Raw genomic sequence first — 22,130 nt, 5'->3', positions numbered from 1 at the left:
TTTGTTCTTCCCCCACTGATTATTAGCCCGCACCAATCGGGCTTTTACCGGCGTAAGACTCCCACAAATAGCAGGATAAACGAAACAACTCATTTTGCGACTCTACAAACTCTTATTTACTTCCTCAACTAATTTCTTCGTATCTTCATACGCAGATTCCGCTAAGCTAATCGCTGAAATAACTGAAACACCATCCGCACCCGCTTCTATAACAGAAGCTGTATTTTCAATTGTAATCCCACCAATCCCAACGATCGGTATTGTAATCTCTTGTTCCCTAAAATACTTTAGACCTTCCGTTCCTTGAACCGCTTTTGTATCTTTTTTCGTACTCGTCGGGAAAATTGGACCAACTCCTAAATAATCAGCTCCATTTTCAATCGCCCAGCGTGCTTCTTCAATTGTATGTGTAGATACACCAACAATTTTATCACCCATTTTTTCACGAACAGAAGTAATTCCTTCATCATCTTGTCCAACATGCACGCCATCTGCATCTAACTCGAGGGCTAGTTCCACATCATCATTTACGATGAATGGTACACCGTACTCCTTGCAAAGCGCTTGTAGTTCTTTCGCAAAATCAATACGTTTCTCTCCCGTTAAAGCCCCTTCTCCCTTTTCACGAAGTTGAAAAATGGTTATACCACCTTCTAGTGCATCTCTCAATACTTGTAGTGGCTCCTTCTTACAATTGTTACTTCCCATAATAAAATATACTGGTAATAACCTAGACATTTCATCCATTGTAATGCGCGACATCTAGTTCCTCTCCTTACTGTATAACCTCAATCTTTCCATACTTCTCAATATCATCTGAAGTTGTATTCGCTAACTGATTTAAAAATTCAATTTGAAAGCTTCCTGGTCCATTCTCTACTGTTTTCGAAGCCGCTACTTCTGCTGCTACTCCATAGAATGTTAATGCGGCTACTGCTGCCTTTACATAATCCTTTTCTACCGCTACAAATGCTCCTATTACAGAAGTTAGTAAACAACCTGTTCCAGTAACTTTCGTTAAAATAGGATGGCCATTTCGAATAAGAATAGTTCGCTCTCCATCTGTAACAACATCTTCTTGTCCAGTAATTATCGCAACTGTATTTAATTCATCCGCTGCCTGTTTTGCAATATTTAAAACATTACCGTTTCCAGTACCAGCATCTACACCTTTAATTTCCCATTTCTCATTAATAACGTTAGCTATTTCAGCCGCATTTCCGCGGATAACAGCTAAATCGATTTCAGCTGGAATATATCTCGCAACTTCTGTTCGATAAGAAGTTGCTCCTGCCCCAACTGGATCAAACAATACTGGTACATCATTCTTATTTGCTGATTTACCAGCAAGTAACATCGCTTCTACCTCTTCAGGACGAAGTGTACCCATATTTAAAACAAGGGCTCCCGCAATGCTAGCCATTTCTGCTACTTCTTCTTTTGCATACGCCATTATAGGTGATGCTCCTAATGCTAACAAACCGTTTGCTGTAAAATTTGTTACAACAACATTTGTAATATTATGCACGAGTGGATTAGACTCTCTCACCAAATCCACTACTTTACTAATTTCTTTCATATTCATCCTTTTCATCTCCTAACTATAGTAATGGGAGATACACAAAAAGGCACTTTGCGCGTACGCAAAGTGCCTGAACATGTGCTTTTACACTCTCCCTACGCTGGCATTATCCAACAGGTTCAAATGGTCAATGACGGACTAGTCATACTCTCAGTTTGCATCCACAAACTCCCATGTGTTTATTATTCATCTACTTCAAAGTCTACTCTTATTCTAGTAAAATAACAAGTTCTTTACTTTTATAGAATGATAGAGATCAGAACTCTCCTGGTTCAACCATTCTTCGCCTTTATATAAGTAAAACTCTCACACGTATATTTCACCACAAATAACTCAAACCGTCAGCAAGACTGAATAGAACAAAGATGTATGCTATATTTAACGTATGGAAATTTGAAAGGATGTTTTTAAATATGGCAAAAAGTATTGTAATTGCTGAAAAACCTTCTGTTGCACGTGATATCGCACGTGTACTGAAATGTGATAAAAAAGGGAACGGCTATCTTGAAGGTAGTAAATATATTGTTACTTGGGCTTTAGGTCATCTCGTTACATTAGCTGATCCAGAAAGCTATGATGTGAAATATAAACAGTGGAATTTAGAAGATTTACCAATGCTACCGGAGCGTTTAAAACTAACCGTTATTAAACAAACAGGGAAACAGTTTAACGCTGTAAAAAGTCAGCTTCTTAGAAAAGATGTAAATGAAATCATTATAGCTACTGACGCCGGTCGTGAGGGCGAGTTGGTCGCACGCTGGATTATCGATAAAGTTAAAATGCAGAAACCGATTAAACGTCTATGGATTTCATCTGTTACCGATAAAGCAATTAAAGATGGCTTCGCAAATTTAAAACCAGGAAAAGCATATGACAATCTATACGCTTCAGCTGTCGCACGTTCAGAGGCTGACTGGTATATCGGACTTAATGCGACTCGAGCATTAACTACTCGCTTTAATGCCCAACTAAATTGTGGTCGTGTTCAAACACCTACTGTAGCCATGATTGCAAGCCGTGAAGATGAAATCAAACATTTCAAAGCTCAAACTTACTATGGTATCGAAGCTCAAACAGCTGAGAGATTAAAGCTAACTTGGCAAGATACAAAAGGAAATAGCCGTAGCTTTAATAAAGAAAAAACTGATGCAATCGTGAACAAAATTAGTAAGCAAAATGCTACTGTTGTAGACATTGATAAAAAACAAAAGAAATCGTTCGCCCCTGGTCTTTACGATTTAACTGAGCTACAACGTGATGCGAATAAAATATTTGGTTACTCTGCGAAAGAAACATTAAACATTATGCAAAAATTATATGAACAGCATAAAGTTTTAACGTACCCTCGTACAGATTCACGCTATATTTCATCTGATATTGTCGGAACACTTCCAGAGCGTCTGAAGGCTTGCGGAGTTGGAGAATACCGTCCTTTAGCACATAAAGTATTGCAGAAACCTGTAAAATCTAATAAATCATTTGTTGATGATAGTAAAGTAAGTGATCATCACGCAATTATTCCAACAGAGAGCTATGTAAACTTCTCAGCTTTCACAGATAAAGAACGTAAAATTTATGACTTAGTTGTAAAACGTTTCTTAGCTGTTTTATTCCCGGCCTTTGAATATGAACAACTAACATTGCGCACGAAAATTGGTGACGAAACGTTCATCGCACGCGGAAAAACGATTTTACATGCTGGTTGGAAAGAGGTTTATGAAAATCGATTTGAAGATGATGATGCAAGCGATGATGTAAAAGAACAAATCTTACCTCGCATCGAAAAAGGCGATACATTAAACATAAAACTAATTGTCCAAACATCAGGTCAAACGAAAGCACCTGCACGTTTTAATGAAGCAACATTACTTTCAGCGATGGAAAACCCAACAAAATACATGGATACGCAAAACAAACAACTTGCTGACACGTTAAAGTCAACTGGTGGATTAGGTACTGTAGCTACACGAGCTGATATTATCGACAAGTTATTCAATTCGTTCTTGCTTGAAAAACGTGGTAAAGATATTCACATTACTTCAAAAGGCCGTCAGTTACTTGATTTAGTGCCAGAAGAACTGAAATCTCCTACACTAACTGGTGAATGGGAGCAAAAGTTAGAAGCTATCGCTAAAGGAAAATTAAAGAAAGAAGTATTCATTTCAGAAATGAAGAACTATACGAAAGAAATTGTTGCTGAAATTAAATCGAGTGATAAGAAATATAAACACGACAACATTTCAACGAAGTCTTGTCCAGACTGTGGTAAACCAATGTTAGAAGTAAACGGTAAAAAAGGTAAAATGCTTGTATGCCAAGATCGCGAATGTGGTCACCGTAAAAATGTATCCCGCACTACAAATGCACGCTGTCCTCAGTGTAAAAAGAAACTAGAACTTCGTGGTGAAGGAGCAGGCCAAATTTTCGCATGTAAATGTGGCTATCGTGAGAAACTTTCTACATTCCAAGAGAGACGTAAAAAAGAATCCGGCAGCAAAGCTGATAAACGCGACGTTCAAAAATATATGAAACAGCAGAACAAAGAAGAAGAACCATTAAACAATCCATTCGCAGAAGCATTAAAGAAATTAAAATTTGATTAAACAAAAAGGTTCCTACCACTATCGGTAGGAACCTTTTATTTTTAATGAATAATTTTACTTCCTTTTGCGTTCTCAACAAACTTTTCACTTGATTTGTTAATTGGTGTTTTCAGTAATAACGCAGCCACAATCATAACTACTACGAAAACACTTAACACAAGTAAATCTCTAGTTACTATATCCCAAAGCATTCCGCCAACTGTTTCACGAATTGCACTAATTGCATATGTGAATGGTAAGAACGGATAAATTGCTTGGAAGAACGGTGGTGTCATTTGAATTGGGAATGTTCCGCCTGATCCCGCTACTTGCAGTACAAGTAAAATGATCGCCATCGATTTCCCAACGTTTCCGAAAATAGAAACGAGTGAGTATACGATACAAACAAAGACTCCCCCAATAAATAAACTAAATAACACAAACCAGAACTTATCGACTACGTACGTACCGAGTAAGAATATATCTCCCATTGATACGATAAACGCTTGTGAAAGACCTATCGTTAAGAATGTTAATAAACGTCCGAAGTAAACTTCATGGCTCTTATAATTCGCGCCCTCTTCGTGTACTTCTACCGTTAATAATGAAACCATCAATAATGCGCCTACCCATAATGCAAGCACTGTATAGAATGGTGACATTGCTGAACCGTAGTTCGGCATTGCAAATAATTTATTCTCTTTTAAATTTACTGGATTTGCAAAGTAGTCACTTTGCTTTTCAACATCGTTTTTCAATAAGCGTATGATGTCTTTTATATCCTCTTCAGATTCAAAATCACGAATTTTATCTGCTAATTCTTTAATCTTTTTCTCAGTCTCCGGCATTTCAGCTTTAATGTCTGCTAATTTCTTTCTACCGTCTACTAAGCCTTTGGATGAATCTTCTAGTAATTTTTTAACATCTGGAAGCTTTTTGTCTGCATCATTTAAAATTTGAGTTGTATTTTTCGACATCTCTTTTGTACGAGCAATTGCTGTATTAAAGTTAGGTACAATTTCTGAATCATACGTCGATAATACATCTGTTAATTGAGCTGATCCGCCCTTCGCAGCGTTGTTAATACTTTCAATTACATCTTTTGTAGGTTTTTGGCCATTGTTAAGAAGTGTAATCCCCTTATTCGTTGCCTCTACACCTTTTTGTAAGCTGCTTTTCGCTTTGTTTAATTTTGTAATTCCATTATTAAGGTTTTTATCACTATTTACATCCGCTAAAACCTTATTTGTACTTTCTAGAACTGGAATCATATCATCAATCAAACCAATTCCAGATTGGAATTGACCATTTAAGCTATTTAAAGCTACTTTCGTTGAATCTAAACCGTTAACACCTCTATTTTGTACATCTTCTTTCGCTTTTTGTAAATCTGCTTTTGCACCTTCAAGGCCATTTTTTGCTTTATCGTAATCTGCTTTTGCATTGTCATATGCTGCATTTGCATCAACTTTAGCTTGATCTACTGTACTAACTGCTTTTTGATAATCTGCTACAAATGTTTCATTATAATCTTTTTCAGCTCGATCGATTAAAGCATTTGTTTCATTTAGTTTCTGATTGATTCCATCTCGCACATCTTGTTTTACTTCTTGACCTGTGCTAATCAAATCATTTAAACGTTTAAATCGATTATTTAAATCTTGTTGTCCATCTTTAATAGCTGTTAAATGCTCTTTTCTTGTTTTAAAGAAATTTTGCCCAAACTCAGTTTGAGCTCCTTGCTCTAAACGAGCCATAACATCAATTACATAAGAGAGATTGTCAATATGCGTTTGAAGATTATTAGATATAGTTGAAATATTTTTCTTAGCTATCTCTGGGTCAACGCTCCCATTTTGCAATCCATCCATAACACTTTGTGCATAAGCTGTTCCTGCACGGGATGAACTTAAAACATTATTGACTGTTTGATTAATATTTTGCGCTATATTTTTATAACCATCACTATTCAACTTAGAAAGGTCCGGTCTTGCAGGGAATTCAGGTAATCCATTCATTCCAGACAAATCAGGAATATTTAAGTCTACACCTGGATTCATTAAAAAGTCAGTAAATGCAGCTGCACTATCCATAACGCCTTTTGCTACTACTAAATCATTTCTTATCGTTCCTGGAGCATTCTTTAATGTTTGATCTTGTCTTGCAAAGAACTTATCTAAATTTGCCAACGCTTCTTGCCCATCATTTATTACACTCTCTACAACAGGTAGATCTTTTTGTGCTACTTTCACGATATCTTCCGCTCGAGTTGCATCATCTAACGCCTTATCCATAAGTGTATTCATTTCTGGGAACTGCGCTTCTAACTTAAATACAAGATCTTTTACCTTCTCGATACTTGGTAAGTTAGTTTCTAAATCGATTCCAAGGTCATTGAAGATTTTAAAAATCTCACCGTTTGCTGTTTTAACAAAGTTTTTACTAACCTCTTCTGTAAGACCCGATGCACCTTTAGCTGTAATCTTCGGTGCAATGGCATTCACCTTTTCATTTACATAGTAATCAATTTCCGGCTTCTGTGGATTTTCATTCAAGACCGTTGCAATCTTTTCAGAAAAATCTTTTGGAATAGTAATACTTGCGGAATAATCTCCACGCTCTACTCCATAAATTGCTTGCTTTTCATCAACAAACTTCCACCCGAAATTTTTGTCCTTCTTAAGTGAATCTACAATTTCTTTCCCGATATTAATATCTTTCCCTCTTAAATTTGATCCAACATCTTGGTTAGAAACTGCAATCTGGATTCCTTTCGTATTTCCGTAAGGATCCCAAGAAGCTTTGATGTTAAACCATGCATATAACGATGGTAAAATCATTAACCCTAAAACAATAACAATTGCAGCCCAATGTTTGGCTACATTCCGTAAATCTGTCTTATAAATACGCCAAATCTGTTTCATATAAGCAATCACCTAATTATATATTTTTCTTTCTTTAGAAAATGATACATACATTTTGCAATTATATCACTTTCTACATCGTGGATTAAACGAAAACATACTATTTTTCCCATTAAATATTTCACTTACTTCATTATATAACGAAGTAAAAAAAGTATGCATACAAAATGACCAAATTAGTTTTACATTCAATAATAACAAATATATAGTAAATGTCATAAAAAATACAAGTATTTTCTCTTGGGAATACTTGTATTTATCAAAAAACCCTCCCAGCTTTTCATTATCTGTGAGGGTTTCTTCTATTATATATCTAATTGTACTTCTACACCGAAATGATCAGAAATTACATTTCGATTTGTTCCATTAAAAATGACTTTTGAAGAATTAACTGTTTTACTTTGATTGCTTAATATTAGGTCGATTCGTAAGTTTTGTTTATTTTCATCCCAACCAGCAATCTCTCCTTGGACAGTTGTTCCTTCATCCTTCTCTATCGCTAGTTCATATGTGTCATATAAACCTTTTTGCATCGTATACTCATAACCCTCTCCTTCCAAACGAGCATTGTTATTAAAATCACCCATTAAGAAGGAAAGTTCATTGCTATTTACACGCTCCATTAAACGATCAACTTGGTCTTTGAATGATTCTTCTTCATCATTCCACCAACCGAGATGGCAAGAATAAAACGTTATATTCTTATCATTATAAGCAATTGTTGCACTTACAATTTTGCGTGTTTTCCAATACGTTGTATCCTTATTTTCTGAGACAAAGAACGTATCTTCCTTTACAATGTTGTGCTTTGTTATAATTGCTAATCCTTCTTCGTACACATCATATCCAATATGAGAGAAATCCCAAATAATATTGTATTCTTTTACATTTAATGCTCTTAACTCTTCTAGCAGTAAAAGCCCAAAATTATCTTTTTTCTTGTTACCGCATACATTTTCAGCTTGTATAGACTGACTTACTTCTTGCAATGCGATCACATCATAATCTTCTTCTTGAATTGCTTTAGCAAGATACTTTATTTTTTCAATTTGATTCTCTTCTTGCCAAGAGTGACAATTTAAAGTTAGCAATTTCATATTATTACGCACCTAACATATCTTGAATGTCTGACTTTAATACGTCAGCTTTCGGGCCATATACGGCTTGTACACCTTTATCTTTAACAATAAGTCCTAAAGCACCATTTTGTTTCCATTGTGCTTCTGGTGCAACAACATCTAAATCTTTTACTGTTATACGTAAACGTGTCATACAAGCATCTACGTCAGCAATATTATCTTTTCCGCCCAATAAATCAATAACTTTTGTTGCTAATGAACCATCTTGTACATTTCCTGTTCCTTCTGTTGACTCATCTTCATTATCAATATAGTTACCTGCACGCCCTGGCGTTGGTAAATTGAATTTTTTAATTAAGAAGTTGAATAACGTAAAGTTAAGGCCGAAGAACACTAATGAAACAATGACAAAGTTGATTAAATCTCTCGTTAAACCTGCATTGATCATCATTGGTGTACGTGTAATTAACTCAATAAATCCAAATGCATGAACACGTAAATTAATTAAATCCGCTAATGCGAATGCAAGTCCTGTTGTAATTGCATACACAACATATAATACTGGTGCAATAAACATGAACATGAATTCAATTGGTTCTGTTACACCTGTTAAGAATACTGCTAATGCAGCTGATAAGAACATTGGTTTATATTTTGCACGTTTTTCTTTATCAACATTACGGAACATCGCAAACGCAATCCCCATTAACGCTGCCGTTGAGCCGATAACTTGTCCAGCTTTGAAACGAGCTGGTACAACGTTATTTAATAAATCGTTATATGCTTTCGTATCTCCATTTGCTAATAAGTTATTTAAATCTGTAATCCATGCAAGCCATAACGGATCTTGTCCCGCTACAATTTGTCCAACCTTTGAGCCAGTTAACATCGTATATGTTCCGCCTAGCTCTGTGTAGTTCATCGGAATTGTTAACATATGATGTAATCCAAATGGTAATAATAAACGTTCTAACGTTCCATATACAAACGGTGCAATAACTGGTGCACTATCTTTAGATGCTGCAATCCAGCGACCAAATTCATTTAATCCACTTTGGATAAATGGCCATACAAGTGATAATACAATCGCAGTGACTGTAGACCAAACAATTACAACGAATGGTACGAATCGTTTTCCATTAAAGAATGCTAATGCCTGTGGCAGTTTATTATAATTGTAGTATTTGTTATATAAAGTAGCTCCTAAGAAACCTGTGATAATCCCTACGAAAACTCCCATGTTTAATGCTGGTGCACCAAGTACAGAAGTAAAGTAATCTTTTACAAGTAAATCTCCTGCTAAAAATGAAGAAACTGTCGCTTTTGAATCCGTTAACATTTGAGCGTTTACGCCAAATATAGCTCCTGTAATTCTGTTTGTTAAAACGAATGCTAATAGTGCTGCAAATGCACCACCTGCTCGATCCTTCGCCCAAGATCCCCCAATTGCTACTGCGAATAAGATGTGTAGATTTGTAATAATTGCCCAACCGATGTCTTCCATTACTCGAGCAATGGTATGAACTGCGTTAACATCCCCAGCAGACATCCCAATTAACTTACCGATGGAAATCATTAAACCAGCTGCTGGCATTACAGCTACAACAACTAGTAACGCTTTCCCGAACTTTTGCCAAAAATCAAAAGACGTAATTTTCATCTGTTTTTCCTCCCCTTTATTTATAACAACATAATGATTTAAATTATAATTTCTGTTTCTCTTATGAAAACGATTCCTTATGTTTCTTTTTCTCTTTGCGCAACCGTTTTCATAAATCTATTTTAATAAAAGCGTTTTCACATTGCAATAGAAATTTATTTTTTTTCATAAAAAAAGATGCTCAAAGAGCATCCTTTTTCATTATAAAATGCGATAAACCCTTGTTTCATAAGGTTTCAACGTGATTGTAGTTACTTTTTCATGTTCCGCAACTTCATAGTTATTTAAAAGCAAACGTTTGCGTTCTAGTGCGAATAAAGGCTCATTATACACAACTTCCTCTTTTGAGATATTACTAATTACAATGACTTTTTCATCCTGTAACGTACGTGTATATGCATAAATTTGTGGATCGTCTTCTAAAAGTAAATCATACGTACCGTAGTTCAGTACATCGTGCTCTTTTTTCAAGGCAATCATTTTCTTATAGAAATTGAAAATAGACTTCTCTTCATTTTTTTGCTTTTCAACATTAATTTCTTTGTAATTTGGATTCATGCCAAACCAAGGTGCATTTGTTGTAAAACCAGCATTCATCTCATCGTTCCACTGCATAGGTGTACGTGAATTATCGCGGCAAGAAGCCCATATAATTTCCATCATATCTTGATGCGATACTCCTTCTGCAATTTTCTCACGATATAAATTTTTAACTGCTACATCATCGTAATCTTCAATATTTGGGAACTGAACATTTGTCATACCAATTTCTTGTCCTTGATAAATAAACGGTGTGCCGTGCATAAAGAAATACATCGCACCTAAAGCCGTTGCACTTTCACGCCAATATTCTTTATCATTTCCCCAAGTAGACACAATACGTGGCTTATCATGATTTTCAATGTATAAAGCATTCCATCCCTTATTTTCTAAACCTTTTTGCCACTTTGTTAATACTTTTTTCAACTCAACAACATCAAGATCTTTCTTCTTTTCTGCATCCCATAAGCTTAAATGCTCAAATTGGAATACCATATTGAATTTACCATTCTCTTCTCCAACCCAAAGATCAGCATCTTCAACTTTCACACCATTTGCTTCTCCAACAGTCATAATATCGTATTTAGCAAATGTGTTTTCTTTTAATTCTTCTAGTAATGGCTGAATACCATTTACATTCATATGTTTGTCAAAAGAAGGCACATACTTTAACCCTTTTGGGTTTGGCATATCCTTGAGGCCATCTTCTTTTTTTATATGACTAATCGCATCGACGCGGAAACCATCAATACCTTTATCAAGCCACCAATTAACAGTATCATATAAAACTTCACGAACTTCTTTATTCTCCCAGTTCAAATCTGGTTGTTTACGCGAGAATAAATGTAAATAATATTGCTCTGTCACTTCATCATATTCCCATGCAGAACCATTAAAGATACTTTCCCAATTGTTTGGTTCCGCGCCGTCTTTACCATCCTGCCAAATATACCAATCACGCTTCGGATTGTCTTTAGAAGAACTTGATTCAATAAACCATGGATGTTCATCACTTGTATGATTAATAACTAAATCAATAATAAGCTTCATGTCACGCTTATGAACTTCATCTAGTAGCATATCAAAATCTTCCATCGTACCAAATTCATCCATAATATCTTGATAGTCACTAATATCATAACCATTATCGTCATTAGGTGATTTATACATTGGACAAATCCAAATTACATCTATACCTAAATCTTTTAAATAATCCAGCTTTGCAATAATCCCCTGTAAATCTCCAATACCATCACCATTTGAATCCATAAAGCTACGTGGATAAATTTGATAAGCGACAGCTTCTTTCCACCATGTCTTATTCATACTAATTCTCTCCTTTTGCATCCCATCGGATTTTTTATGCAAACGTTTTCGTAACACTATCATAACAAAATATGAATAGTTTGCAACTGTTTTCATTGAACTCTATGTAGTTTCCTTATTCTTATGCCTTATTTATTTCTCACAAAGATAAAGTGAAACTTTAATCGTTAAGGAGATGTCCATTCCCCGCTGATTATTAGCCCTTACCAATCGAGCTTTTACGAGCAGCCCTATCTTCTTTGTTTCAGCCGGATTGTCTTACTGCTCGCAAATAACGGGATAAATCTAACCCTTCTCTTCTTCTCGTCCATGCGTGTTAAATACACTCTTCATATACTAATACAAGCTCATATTATTTCAGAAAGGAGATATAAATTGAAACCAACAAAATTAACTGGTCGTATCGTCGTTCCCTCGGATCCTAGGTATGACATAGCCCGAATAAATTTAAATTTAAGCATTCCAAAATTCCCTTGTATTATTGTTTTTTGTCAAAATAAAAATGATGTGTGTAACGCCTTAAAATGGGCACGTGAGCGTCATATACCATTTCGCTTAAGAAGTGGACGACATAGCTACGAAAATTTCTCTCTTTTAAATGGCGGGCTTATTATTGATGTGAGTGAAATGAAGCAAATTACGGTTAGTACAGGAAAATTAACAGCAACAATTGAAGCGGGTGCAAATCTTGGCACTGTGTATAAAGAACTTTGGAAATATGGTGTTACAATACCAGCTGGCACAAGTGCAAGTGTCGGAATTGTGGGGTTAACACTCGGCGGTGGCATTGGCATGCTTTCACGCTTATTTGGACTAACATGTGATCAATTAGTAGAAGTCGAAATGGTACAAGCGTGCGGGAAATTTGGTGCAAAAATCATTCGTGCAAATGAACAAGAAAACCCTAACCTATTTTGGGCATGCCGTGGCGGTGGCGGTGGAAATTTCGGGATTATTACTTCCTTAACCTTTCGAGTCCACCCTATTAAAAACGTATCAATTTTCTCACTTACATGGGAATGGAAAGACTTTATTGCTGCATTTCAAGCTTGGCAAAACTGGGCACCTTATATAGATGAACGTCTCACTTCATCAATTAAATTATTCTCTAAACAACGAAATAAAATCGAGGTGAAAGGTGAATTTGTCGGCTCTCCTTCTGAACTCTATCCTCTATTATCTCCTCTTCTTGAAACTGGTAATCCTTCTCTCTTTATAGATGAAGTCCCGTATATAAAGGCTGTTCAATTCTTTAATAGCGGCAATATTCCTGAAAAATTCAAACGCTCTGGTTCCTACGTATATAAACCTATCCCTCTTAAAGGTATTCAAATCTTACAATATTTTCTTTCTCATGCACCAAATAAAGATGCGAGTATTTGGCACCAATCACTCGTAGGTGCTGTAGAAAACATTTCGCCTAATGAAACAGCTTATTTCCACCGCAAGGCAATTATTGCTCAAGAATATATTACTTCTTGGAAATGCAACGATGAAGAAAATCGAAATATACGCTGGGTTAAAGATTTACGGGAAAGCTTAGATCCTTACACACTAGGAGACTATGTCAATTGGCCCGATATCGACATAAAAAATTGGCAAACTAGTTATTATGGCTCTAATTTTCAAAGATTGCGTAAAGTGAAGACAGCATATGACCCTTGTAATGTTTTTCGTTTTCAACAAAGCATTCCTCCTTTCCATATGTAAAAAGGAAGAACAGAATTCTGTTCTTCCTTTTTACATTGAAAATCGTTCAATGGTTTGTTTCAAGTCCGCTGCTTGCTTCTCTAAATCCTTTAATAATTGATCGATTACTACCATATTTTTAGATTGTTGCAACGTCACACGTGCCACTTCTTGTGAACCAGCTGATGTTTCCTCAGCAATTGCTGCTACAGCCTTCGTCTGTGCTCCTGTTTGATGAATGTGACTCACTTGCTCGTTCATATAGCTACTAATTTGCTTAGTTGCATCGGCAACTTCCATAATGCTTGATGACATTTCTTTTAAAATTAATTCAGTAGCTTCTCCTCGTTTTGCCTCTTCTTTAGCTGTTTTCACTTGCTCCGTCATTTTCAATGCGACTTGTTGCACTTCCTCTTGCATATTTCGTAATAACTGCGATATATTTCTTGCAGAATGATCGCTTTCATCAGCAAGTTTACGTACTTCTTCAGCTACAACTGCAAAGCCCCTTCCATGCTCTCCAGCACGAGCTGCCTCAATAGAAGCATTTAATGCTAATAAATTCGTTTGACTAGCAATCTCACTCACAACAGAAACAATATGTTCTACTTGTTTCATTCGTTCTTCTAACTTCTGTACATTTTGCATCGAATCTTCATTCTCTTTTGCCAATGTTTGAATGCCTTGAATTAAAGAAGTAAAGACACGTGTACTTTGTCCTAAAGCTTGAACCATTTCTAAAGACAATTCGTCGGACTTTTTTGCTTTTTCTTCTACTTCACTCGCAATAGAGGTTGTTGTATCGACAGTTGAAACAATCGCCTGAATGGAAGCTGCTGATTGCTCGGCGCCAGAAGAAATCTCTGCAAGAGTTTCAGACACACCGCGTGCTTGCTTTGTCGCTTCCCCTGTTTGTCTTCTAATTTGCTGAACTTGATTATTTGTATACGAAAATGTAGTATCGATATTTTTTACCATGCCCCTTAAGTTCCCTAGCATCATATTAAATGCAACACTTAAAGATTTAATCTCATCATCGGTCTTTGGCAATGGGACATCTTCACGAATATCACCTTCAGCCGCTTTCCTTGCTGCTTCTTCCAACTTTCGAAGTGGTTTAATTAAAAATATTGCTGCCCCATACGCTAAAATTCCAGACCATACTACACCTAATAACATAACGATAATATTATAAACAGTTTGACTTACATAACTTTGAAAGTAATCATATATAACGTAAATGAAAATTAAACTTGTTGAATATGTAATGAAAGCTAAAACTGTAGTAAATAACATAAGCTGTATACGCAAGCCAAAGGAAAATGTTTTTCTTTCTTTTCCCATCTCTTCTTTCCCCCTTCTTATAAGCAATATAAGTACTACCTATATATTATTATCCATTTTTTCGTTATAGAAAGATATAAGGATTTTAAAAATCATTATTTCTTTGAATATTAAATCCCCCTGAAAAAAATAAAGGATTCTGACAATTTATGACTAATAACAGAAATAAGGGGCAACATTTGTAAAATATATTTTTGACTGGGGGTTTTGTATGATTCAAGTTCGAAATCTAGTAAAATCATTTGGCTCACTTGATGTTTTAAAAGGAATTGATTTAGAAGTAAAAGAAAAAGAAGTTGTTGTTTTAATCGGTGCCAGTGGTTCCGGCAAAAGTACATTACTTCGCTGTCTTAACTTTTTAGAAATGTACGATGAAGGTGAAATTCACTTACAAGGTGAACGAATTGATCCGAAGCATTCAAATTTAAACAAAGTCCGTGAAAATGTCGGTATGGTTTTTCAACACTTTAACCTCTTTCCTCATATGACCTCACTAGAAAACATCATAGAAGCACCTATTCACGTAAAAAAATTGGAGACAGCAGACGCGAAGGATGTTGGGAATCAACTCCTACAAAAAGTCGGCCTACAAGATAAGGCGGATGTAACTCCTCACCTACTTTCAGGTGGTCAAAAACAACGCGTTGCGATTGCACGAGCTCTTGCTATGAACCCTAAAATTATGCTATTTGATGAACCTACCTCAGCCTTAGACCCTGAACTTGTTGGAGAAGTATTGCAAGTTATGAAAGAACTTGCTGAAGAAGGAATGACCATGATTATTGTTACTCATGAAATGAATTTCGCAAGAGATGTAGCTGATCGCGTCATATTTATGGATGACGGAAAGATTGTAGAGGACGCTCCGCCAGCACAATTCTTTTCAGCTCCATCACATGAACGAGCAAAACAATTTTTACGCAACGTTTTATAATGTAACTTCTGTTTCAAATGAAAAGAAATACATCCATACGGTGCACAACTAATTGTCCAAATAAAATATCTCAGTAACATACTTAAAACCATCCGTATGATCAATATATAGGAGGGGTTTTATGAAAAGAAAACTATTAACCATTGTTGCGAGTATTACATTATGTACATCCTTCATACTAGGAGCCTGTAGTAAGGAAAGTGCTACTACTTCTTCAAATGGTGAAAAAGAATTTCGTTATGCGATGAGTGGATTATATAAACCTTTTAACTATAAAGAAAATGACGGAAAGCTTGCCGGTTTTGATGTGGAAATTGGTGAGGCACTTGCGAAAAAAATGAATATGAAACCCACTCCTATTACAAATCCATGGGAAACGCTAATTCAAGGTCTACAATCGAAAAAATATGATGCTATATTGGGCAGTATGGCAATTACAGAAGAACGCTTAAAAGCTGTTAGTTTCTCCAATCCTTATTATCGCTCTGGTGCCCAAATTTTTGTGGCTAAAAAGAATACATCTATCTCTTCTCCAGAAGATTTGAAAGGTAAGAAAATTGGGGTTGTAAAAGCTAGTACCTTTAAAGACCTTGTTGCAAAACATACAGATCAAATCACAGAATATGATAGCGATATTACTGCACTTATGGACTTAGAGCCTGGACGTATTGATGCAGTAATCACTGATCAAATGGTCGGTTTACGTATGATCAAAGAAGGTAAATCAAATATAAAAGAAGCTGGAAAACCATTAAATCTTGATGAAATGGGAATTGCTATTCGTAAAGATGATAAAGAAATGGTTGAGAAAGTAAATAAAGCTTTAGATGAAATCATTAAAGATGGTACGTATGAAAAGATCAGTAAAAAATGGTTTGGGCGTAATATTCTTGGAGACGAGGCAAAAACAAAGTAAGTTAGCCATTTAGAGATTTCATAAATCATGCCCCACTTTGTATGTGGGGCACTTCATTCACTACTAAAATCCATACAATATGAGGTGACACATATGTTTGAAATTTTTATCTCTACCTATCCCACACTCTTAAAGGCTACTATTGTCACATTACAATTAACATTAACATCCCTATTACTCGGTTCACTAATTGGATTACTAGTCGCTTTCTTTCGAATCTCTAACAATAAGGTTTTAAATAGTATTGCTCATGTATATATCGCCATTATTCGTGGTACACCTTTAATTGTTCAAATTGCCATTCTCTATTTCGGTATTACATCGATTATTGTCTTCACTCCTTTTTGGGCAGGAGCAATTGCTTTAGCAATCCATAACGGTGCATATATTACTGAAATTTTCCGCGGATCCATTCAGTCCGTTGATCGTGGACAATTGGAAGCTGCTCGCTCTTTAGGGATGCCTTACCCTTTAGCGATGCGCCGGATTATATTACCACAAGCATTTCGTCTGTCTCTTCCCCCTCTAGGGAACCAATTTATTATTGGATTAAAAGATTCTTCACTTGTCGCTTATGTAGGAATGTCCGAATTATGGGGATCCGGTTTATCAATTGCCGCAGGTAACTTCCAGCAATTAGATACATATATCATTGTTGGTGTATACTATCTCGCACTAGTTCTTCTATTTACTTATCTTGTCAGTCTTCTAGAAAAACGACTACAACGAAAAGAAAATAACTCTGTCCAGGTCAAGACGAAGAACAAGAAAGAAGTCTCTTTATAACAAAAAGCAAGCTCTAAGAGAGCTTGCTTTTTCATCGTAAGATATGTCTATTATTGATTTACTTTTTTTATAGTCTCTTTTTCCTCTATATGTTCCTCACGATATGAAATATTATGAGGATCCAATCCATTTCCTAAAGAACCATAGAAATGCTCCCTATGCGGATCAACTAATTCACTTCCGTGATAATACACACGTGGTGTATTCCAAAGTGCTGCCAAAGCTTTTGTCATCGGCATTTCGTGATAGCGTTCCGGCCACATTTCTTTAATTTTATCTTTTACTAATGGATAGTATTTAGAACTCATAGCAGGAAACAGATGATGTTCTGTATGGTATGAGAAATTGAAATGTAAAACGTCTACCCAGCGCGGTACTGTTACTGATAAACAGTTTGCTAAAGGATCATTTACTGGAACAATAGGATTTAAGCGGTGATTTGTTGCGATATACGCCATTACAATAAAGTTAGCAATTAACAACGGAATCACGTATGCAAAGAACCACTTTGTAGGTCCCATAATAAACAATAAACTAATCCAAACTGTCCAGGGCAAAAGAAGTTGAAGCCATACAGATTTTTGATTGGATGACTTAAATTCTTTTATAAAATGAAAGAACATTCGAGTCGAATGTAACGTAAATTGAATTGTTAGTGACAGGAAACTAAAGAATGAACGTACATGAAGAGGCATGCGATATACCCAACTCAAAAACTTACTCTTTTTCAGTTTCTCAAATGTCGGCCATGCATCTGGATCATTCTCTTCATGCTGTGTGTGAACATGATGCGTTGCATTATGCCACTTTCTCCAAAGTTTTGGGCCAGTTGATAATGGCATAAATGCTATCGCACCTAAAAAATCACGAAGCCATGCCTTTCTTACAACTGTTCCATGTAAAATTTCATGTCCTAAAAATCCAAGTGAAGCAAAACATAATCCAAGAACAATTGCAATTCCTAGATTTGCCCACACATTCAATTCAAATACACCGATCGTTATTAAACCAGCCAATGCCACAAGTAAATAAGCCAGTCCACCAAATAATCGATTAGGAACTGGTTTAAATGCTTTTTTCGGCAAATGTGGTGCTACACGTGCTGCATACCACCCAAACGTATGAAGCTCCTTCATCCTTTTGCCCCTTTCTTATGCCGCGCCCCGCGCAACTTGCATATATCAATTCTTGCTTCCAGATTGATTTTACTACGTGATCCAAAAAGCATTTATCATAAGGAAAATATACTCACTCTATCGTCACTTAATTTTCGCTTTTATTATCAATGAAAAACATTTCTCTTTTTACTCTCTATCAACCTTTCCACATGATGAATCATAACAATAGAATTTCTATATTGTCAACAACTTTTATGACCTAGTAATAAAAGTTGGTTATATTTTTATAATTATACTTTATTTCACTAAAGAAAAAGCATAGATTTCATAAGGCTTTATCAGGTATATATACATATCCACTTAAACAACATAGACTCTATCTTATTCAAGAACTCTCTATGTAATCAACAAATGGAATCACTTGAATTTAGCTTTATATAAATCCTACTTCTTCATACTGCCCCAATAAAATAATTATATTAAAATATTTTTTCTTTCATTTAGTAAGAATAGAACGCTACGAAAACAACATACATGAATTCCATATAATATGGAAATATTAAAAGGAAAATTGTTCTAATTTGGAGGTTTTCAAAATGACAGATAACACATTTCCGCAGTTACCATCATCCTATTGGATTGAATCTACTCAATTTCCTACTTTTCCTCATTTATCCGAAAATATAAAGACAGAAGTTGCTGTTATCGGAGCTGGTATTACAGGCATTACCACCGCCTATTTACTCGCTAAAGAAGGAATGAAAGTCGTTTTAATTGATTCTGGTTCTGTTTTAAATGGAACAACTGGGCATACAACCGCAAAAGTAACAGCTCAACATGATCTTATTTATGATGAATTAATAAACAATTTTGGTGTTGAAAAAGCCAGGCTTTACTACGAATCAAATAGTAAAGCTCTACAATTCATAAACGAGACTGTACAAACATATAAAATCGACTGTAATTTCACAAATGAAGATTCGTATTTATATACAACTACCAATAATGGCCTGCGAAATTTAACGAAAGAATATGAAGCCTATCAAAAATTAAATATTCCTTGTGACTATGTTCAATCCCTGTCGATTCCTATTCCCGTACAATCTGCACTTGTGATGAAAAATCAAGCGCAATTCCATCCCCTCCTTTATTTAAAAACACTTTTAGAAAAGTTTGTGGAAATGGGCGGAAAAGTTTATGAGCAAACAACAGCCATTGATGTGGAAAAAGGAGATTATCCACAAGTTATTACAAAGGGTGACCATCGCATCACTTGTAAATATATTGTCTCTTGTTCACATTTTCCTTTTTATGATGCTAATAGCTTTTTCTTTACGCGAATGTACGCAGAACGCTCCTATGCCCTCGCAATAAAAGCAAAAACGGATTATCCAGGGGGCATGTATTTAAGTATCGATGATCCAAAACGCTCCATACGTTATACGACAAGCAATGGAGAAAAGTTGATATTGATTGGCGGAGAGAGCCATAAAACAGGCCAAGGAATTAATACGATGCTTCATTATGATGCACTATATTCCTTTGCTGAATCTACTTTTGGAGTAGATGAAATTCCTTATAGATGGTCAGCGCAAGATTTAATCACGCTAGATAAACTCCCTTATATCGGACATATTAACGAAAGGAATCCAAATATATTTGTGGCAACTGGATATCGTAAATGGGGAATGACGACTGGAACTGCAGCAGCTCATTTACTGAAGGACTCCATTCTAAAAGTCCACAGCCCATATAAAAAACTGTTTGCACCATCACGCTTTCATGCAAATCCGGATATAAAAACTTTCCTCTCTCAGAACATTGATGTTGCTAAACACTTAATTGAAGGAAAAATTGAAACCGCATTACGTAAGCCAGAAAATCTTGAAGTTGGCGAAGGTTCTGTTGTACATGTCAACGGTAAACGAGCAGGTGCTTATAAAGATAAAGAAGGAAAATTACATATCGTCGATACAACTTGCACACACCTCGGCTGTGAAGTTGAATGGAATAGCGGTGATTGTACTTGGGATTGCCCTTGTCACGGTTCCCGTTTTTCAATTGATGGGGATGTTATGGAAGGTCCAGCAGATCAACCATTAAAGCGAGTTGATAACGAATAAAAAAACAAAGAAGTTCAACGGGAATCCTGTTGAACTTTTTTATTTTTCATGACACCTTTTCATATAAATTTCGACATACGCAGGGAAATATTAACATTAAATAAAATAATATATTCATCTACAAATAAAAGGAGTGAATACTATGCAACCTTCTGCTCCACCTCATCTAGAATCTACAGAAACTATCTTTTCAAGTTCTATTACAAAACTTGTTGTTTTTATTTGTTGGCTAGCCATTCTAGCTGACGGATATGATTTAGGTATTTACGGCGCCGTTCTGCCAAAGCTCCTAGAAGACAAAAGCTGGGCACTATCACCAGCCCACGCTGGAACAATTGCCAGCTATGCTTTATTTGGGATGTTTATTGGTGCTATTCTAGTTGGAACCATTACAGATCTAATTGGACGAAAATGGACACTTATATGCTGTTTAGCCCTTTTTTCTATCACAATGGGCTTAGCTGCAATTGCTCCTTCTCCTGAATTATTTGGGTTATCTCGATTTATCGGAGGAATCGGATTAGGCGGTGTTATCCCAACGGCTTCAGCACTTACTGTTGAATATTCACCAAAAAAACGGCAATCTTTTATTTATGCTCTTATGTTTACCGGCTATCCTTTAGGTATCGTGTTAGGCGCTATTTTATCCATGTTTATGCTAGAAGATTTCGGATGGAGAATTATGTTTGGCATCGGAATGATTCCGCTACTCCTCATTCCTTTCATTATTCGTTATTTACCTGAGTCCATTCAATTTTTATTATCGCGAAATCGACAAGAAGAAGTGAATAAAATTCTTAATCGCTTTCAAATTGAATTCCATGTAAAAGATGAAATTCCTGAAACACCATCTAATATACAAAAGAAAAATGGATTTCTTACGTTATTCTCAAAAGATTACATAAAAGCAACACTACTTTTTTGGCTCACTTATATAATGGGAATGTTTTTAATATACGGTTTAAATACTTGGCTACCACAGATGATGCGCCAGGCAGGATACCCTCTTGGATCTAGTTTATCATTTCTACTTATACTAAATATTACTGCAGCTATCGGTGCATTATTTGCTGGGGCGATTGCCGATCGTATAGGAGCAAAAATTGTTATTAGTATCTCCTATCTTATGGCAGCCATATGTATTGGACTATTAACAATTAAACCATCTGTTACAATCATTTATCTTTTAATTGGTCTTGCTGGAATTGGATCAGTCGGTATTACTCAAATATTAAATGCTTATGTAACACAATACTTCCCATCACATATACGAGCTACCTCCTTAGGCTGGGGACTTGGACTTGGCCGAGTTGGTGCGATTGCTGGCCCTATTCTTGTCGGTATTATTATGACAATGCAATATGACTTGGCGTGGAATTTTTACTTATTCTCCTTTGCAGGTCTTATCGCAGCTATATCTGTTTTCTTTATTCCTACAAAATAAAGTGAAACTTTAATCAGCCCTTACCAATCGGGCGTTTACGGGCAGTTGACCTCCCACCTAACTTCTTCGCTCCAGCCGAATCT

The 22,130-nt window shown here is 35.8% G+C and carries 15 protein-coding genes, 1 pseudogene and 1 riboswitch; of the genes and pseudogenes, 7 read left to right on the top strand and 9 right to left on the bottom strand.

All coding sequences use genetic code 11. From position 1 onward, the window contains the following. Window positions 1–102: 102 nt before the first annotated feature. Both thiE and thiM read right to left on the bottom strand, forming a co-directional pair. Window positions 103–762, bottom strand: coding sequence for a thiamine phosphate synthase (thiE, locus tag MKX37_RS02140; RefSeq protein WP_078422401.1), 660 nt, complete (start codon window positions 760–762; stop codon window positions 103–105). Window positions 763–775: 13 nt separating this feature from the next. Further along, entirely contained in the window at window positions 776–1,585 is an 810-nt protein-coding gene (gene thiM / locus MKX37_RS02135; RefSeq protein ID WP_002124973.1) for a hydroxyethylthiazole kinase, read from the bottom strand. Window positions 1,586–1,657: 72 nt separating this feature from the next. After that, window positions 1,658–1,767: riboswitch (TPP riboswitch) on the bottom strand. A gap of 228 nt (window positions 1,768–1,995) precedes the next feature. Between thiM and topB the strand changes: the two genes are divergently transcribed. Then, window positions 1,996–4,185: a DNA topoisomerase III gene (topB, locus tag MKX37_RS02130; protein ID WP_002124971.1), complete on the top strand. Its 2,190-nt coding sequence runs from the start codon at window positions 1,996–1,998 to the stop codon at window positions 4,183–4,185. 41 nt (window positions 4,186–4,226) lie between these two features. Here the strand turns inward: topB and MKX37_RS02125 are convergent, their stop codons facing one another. The 4 genes from MKX37_RS02125 to MKX37_RS02110 form a co-directional block, all read right to left on the bottom strand. Continuing rightward, window positions 4,227–7,088 carry a YhgE/Pip domain-containing protein gene (locus MKX37_RS02125; RefSeq protein ID WP_078422400.1) on the bottom strand — a complete coding sequence of 954 codons (2,862 nt, stop codon included), beginning with the start codon at window positions 7,086–7,088 and terminating at the stop codon, window positions 4,227–4,229. A 305-nt stretch (window positions 7,089–7,393) separates the two neighbouring features. Beyond that, complete coding sequence (locus MKX37_RS02120; RefSeq protein ID WP_002113634.1) at window positions 7,394–8,185, bottom strand: endonuclease/exonuclease/phosphatase family protein; 792 nt, start codon at window positions 8,183–8,185, stop codon at window positions 7,394–7,396. A gap of 4 nt (window positions 8,186–8,189) precedes the next feature. After that, the gene (locus MKX37_RS02115) at window positions 8,190–9,827 is read right to left on the bottom strand and encodes a PTS transporter subunit IIBC (RefSeq protein WP_002029549.1); all 1,638 of its coding nucleotides are present in this window, start codon (window positions 9,825–9,827) and stop codon (window positions 8,190–8,192) included. A gap of 201 nt (window positions 9,828–10,028) precedes the next feature. After that, entirely contained in the window at window positions 10,029–11,693 is a 1,665-nt protein-coding gene (locus tag MKX37_RS02110; RefSeq protein ID WP_002186833.1) for a glycoside hydrolase family 13 protein, read from the bottom strand. A 375-nt stretch (window positions 11,694–12,068) separates the two neighbouring features. Between MKX37_RS02110 and MKX37_RS02105 the strand changes: the two genes are divergently transcribed. After that, window positions 12,069–13,403: an FAD-binding oxidoreductase gene (locus MKX37_RS02105; RefSeq protein ID WP_078422399.1), complete on the top strand. Its 1,335-nt coding sequence runs from the start codon at window positions 12,069–12,071 to the stop codon at window positions 13,401–13,403. 30 nt (window positions 13,404–13,433) lie between these two features. Here MKX37_RS02105 and MKX37_RS02100 read toward each other — a convergent pair whose 3' ends face one another. Then, entirely contained in the window at window positions 13,434–14,360 is a 927-nt protein-coding gene (locus MKX37_RS02100; protein WP_407060706.1) for a methyl-accepting chemotaxis protein, read from the bottom strand. Between the two features lie 15 nt (window positions 14,361–14,375). Further along, window positions 14,376–14,561 (bottom strand): annotated as a pseudogene (locus tag MKX37_RS27375) (HAMP domain-containing protein); the annotation flags it as partial. Window positions 14,562–14,937: 376 nt separating this feature from the next. On the opposite strand from MKX37_RS27375, the gene MKX37_RS02095 reads away from it, so the two are divergent. From MKX37_RS02095 to MKX37_RS02085, 3 genes are all read left to right on the top strand, one after another. Continuing rightward, complete coding sequence (locus MKX37_RS02095; protein WP_002029539.1) at window positions 14,938–15,660, top strand: amino acid ABC transporter ATP-binding protein; 723 nt, start codon at window positions 14,938–14,940, stop codon at window positions 15,658–15,660. Window positions 15,661–15,781: 121 nt separating this feature from the next. After that, the gene (locus MKX37_RS02090) at window positions 15,782–16,576 is read left to right on the top strand and encodes an ABC transporter substrate-binding protein (RefSeq protein ID WP_002091263.1); all 795 of its coding nucleotides are present in this window, start codon (window positions 15,782–15,784) and stop codon (window positions 16,574–16,576) included. Between the two features lie 93 nt (window positions 16,577–16,669). Beyond that, window positions 16,670–17,362 (top strand): amino acid ABC transporter permease, encoded by a 693-nt coding sequence (locus MKX37_RS02085; protein WP_002169270.1) that lies wholly within the window; start codon window positions 16,670–16,672, stop codon window positions 17,360–17,362. A gap of 50 nt (window positions 17,363–17,412) precedes the next feature. On the opposite strand, the gene MKX37_RS02080 is transcribed toward MKX37_RS02085, so the two are convergent. Beyond that, window positions 17,413–18,498 (bottom strand): fatty acid desaturase family protein, encoded by a 1,086-nt coding sequence (locus tag MKX37_RS02080; protein ID WP_002091268.1) that lies wholly within the window; start codon window positions 18,496–18,498, stop codon window positions 17,413–17,415. A gap of 578 nt (window positions 18,499–19,076) precedes the next feature. Here MKX37_RS02080 and MKX37_RS02075 point away from each other — a divergent pair. Together MKX37_RS02075 and MKX37_RS02070 are read left to right on the top strand one after the other, a co-directional pair. Next, window positions 19,077–20,603: an FAD-dependent oxidoreductase gene (locus MKX37_RS02075; protein ID WP_078422398.1), complete on the top strand. Its 1,527-nt coding sequence runs from the start codon at window positions 19,077–19,079 to the stop codon at window positions 20,601–20,603. 142 nt (window positions 20,604–20,745) lie between these two features. Further along, complete coding sequence (locus tag MKX37_RS02070) at window positions 20,746–22,047, top strand: MFS transporter (RefSeq protein WP_002016702.1); 1,302 nt, start codon at window positions 20,746–20,748, stop codon at window positions 22,045–22,047. The last annotated feature ends 83 nt before the right edge of the window (window positions 22,048–22,130 follow it).

Origin of the sequence: Bacillus sp. FSL R5-0709, from assembly GCF_038004785.1 — a bacterium.
In the GTDB taxonomy this organism is placed as follows: domain Bacteria; phylum Bacillota; class Bacilli; order Bacillales; family Bacillaceae_G; genus Bacillus_A; species Bacillus_A mycoides.
The sequence above is the reverse complement of the archived record's forward strand: the minus strand, read 5'-3'. Positions and strand labels throughout refer to the sequence as shown.

What these genes read in the sequence shown, in the direction of transcription:
- thiE (WP_078422401.1), bottom strand. Translation starts at nt 762, where the DNA reads ATGTCGCGCATTACAATGGATGAAATGTCTAGGTTATTACCAGTATAT.
- thiM (WP_002124973.1), bottom strand. Translation starts at nt 1,585, where the DNA reads ATGAATATGAAAGAAATTAGTAAAGTAGTGGATTTGGTGAGAGAGTCT.
- topB (WP_002124971.1), top strand. Translation starts at nt 1,996, where the DNA reads ATGGCAAAAAGTATTGTAATTGCTGAAAAACCTTCTGTTGCACGTGAT.
- MKX37_RS02125 (WP_078422400.1), bottom strand. Translation starts at nt 7,088, where the DNA reads ATGAAACAGATTTGGCGTATTTATAAGACAGATTTACGGAATGTAGCC.
- MKX37_RS02120 (WP_002113634.1), bottom strand. Translation starts at nt 8,185, where the DNA reads ATGAAATTGCTAACTTTAAATTGTCACTCTTGGCAAGAAGAGAATCAA.
- MKX37_RS02115 (WP_002029549.1), bottom strand. Translation starts at nt 9,827, where the DNA reads ATGAAAATTACGTCTTTTGATTTTTGGCAAAAGTTCGGGAAAGCGTTA.
- MKX37_RS02110 (WP_002186833.1), bottom strand. Translation starts at nt 11,693, where the DNA reads ATGAATAAGACATGGTGGAAAGAAGCTGTCGCTTATCAAATTTATCCA.
- MKX37_RS02100 (WP_407060706.1), bottom strand. Translation starts at nt 14,360, where the DNA reads ATGGTAAAAAATATCGATACTACATTTTCGTATACAAATAATCAAGTT.
- MKX37_RS02095 (WP_002029539.1), top strand. Translation starts at nt 14,938, where the DNA reads ATGATTCAAGTTCGAAATCTAGTAAAATCATTTGGCTCACTTGATGTT.
- MKX37_RS02090 (WP_002091263.1), top strand. Translation starts at nt 15,782, where the DNA reads ATGAAAAGAAAACTATTAACCATTGTTGCGAGTATTACATTATGTACA.
- MKX37_RS02085 (WP_002169270.1), top strand. Translation starts at nt 16,670, where the DNA reads ATGTTTGAAATTTTTATCTCTACCTATCCCACACTCTTAAAGGCTACT.
- MKX37_RS02080 (WP_002091268.1), bottom strand. Translation starts at nt 18,498, where the DNA reads ATGAAGGAGCTTCATACGTTTGGGTGGTATGCAGCACGTGTAGCACCA.
- MKX37_RS02075 (WP_078422398.1), top strand. Translation starts at nt 19,077, where the DNA reads ATGACAGATAACACATTTCCGCAGTTACCATCATCCTATTGGATTGAA.
- MKX37_RS02070 (WP_002016702.1), top strand. Translation starts at nt 20,746, where the DNA reads ATGCAACCTTCTGCTCCACCTCATCTAGAATCTACAGAAACTATCTTT.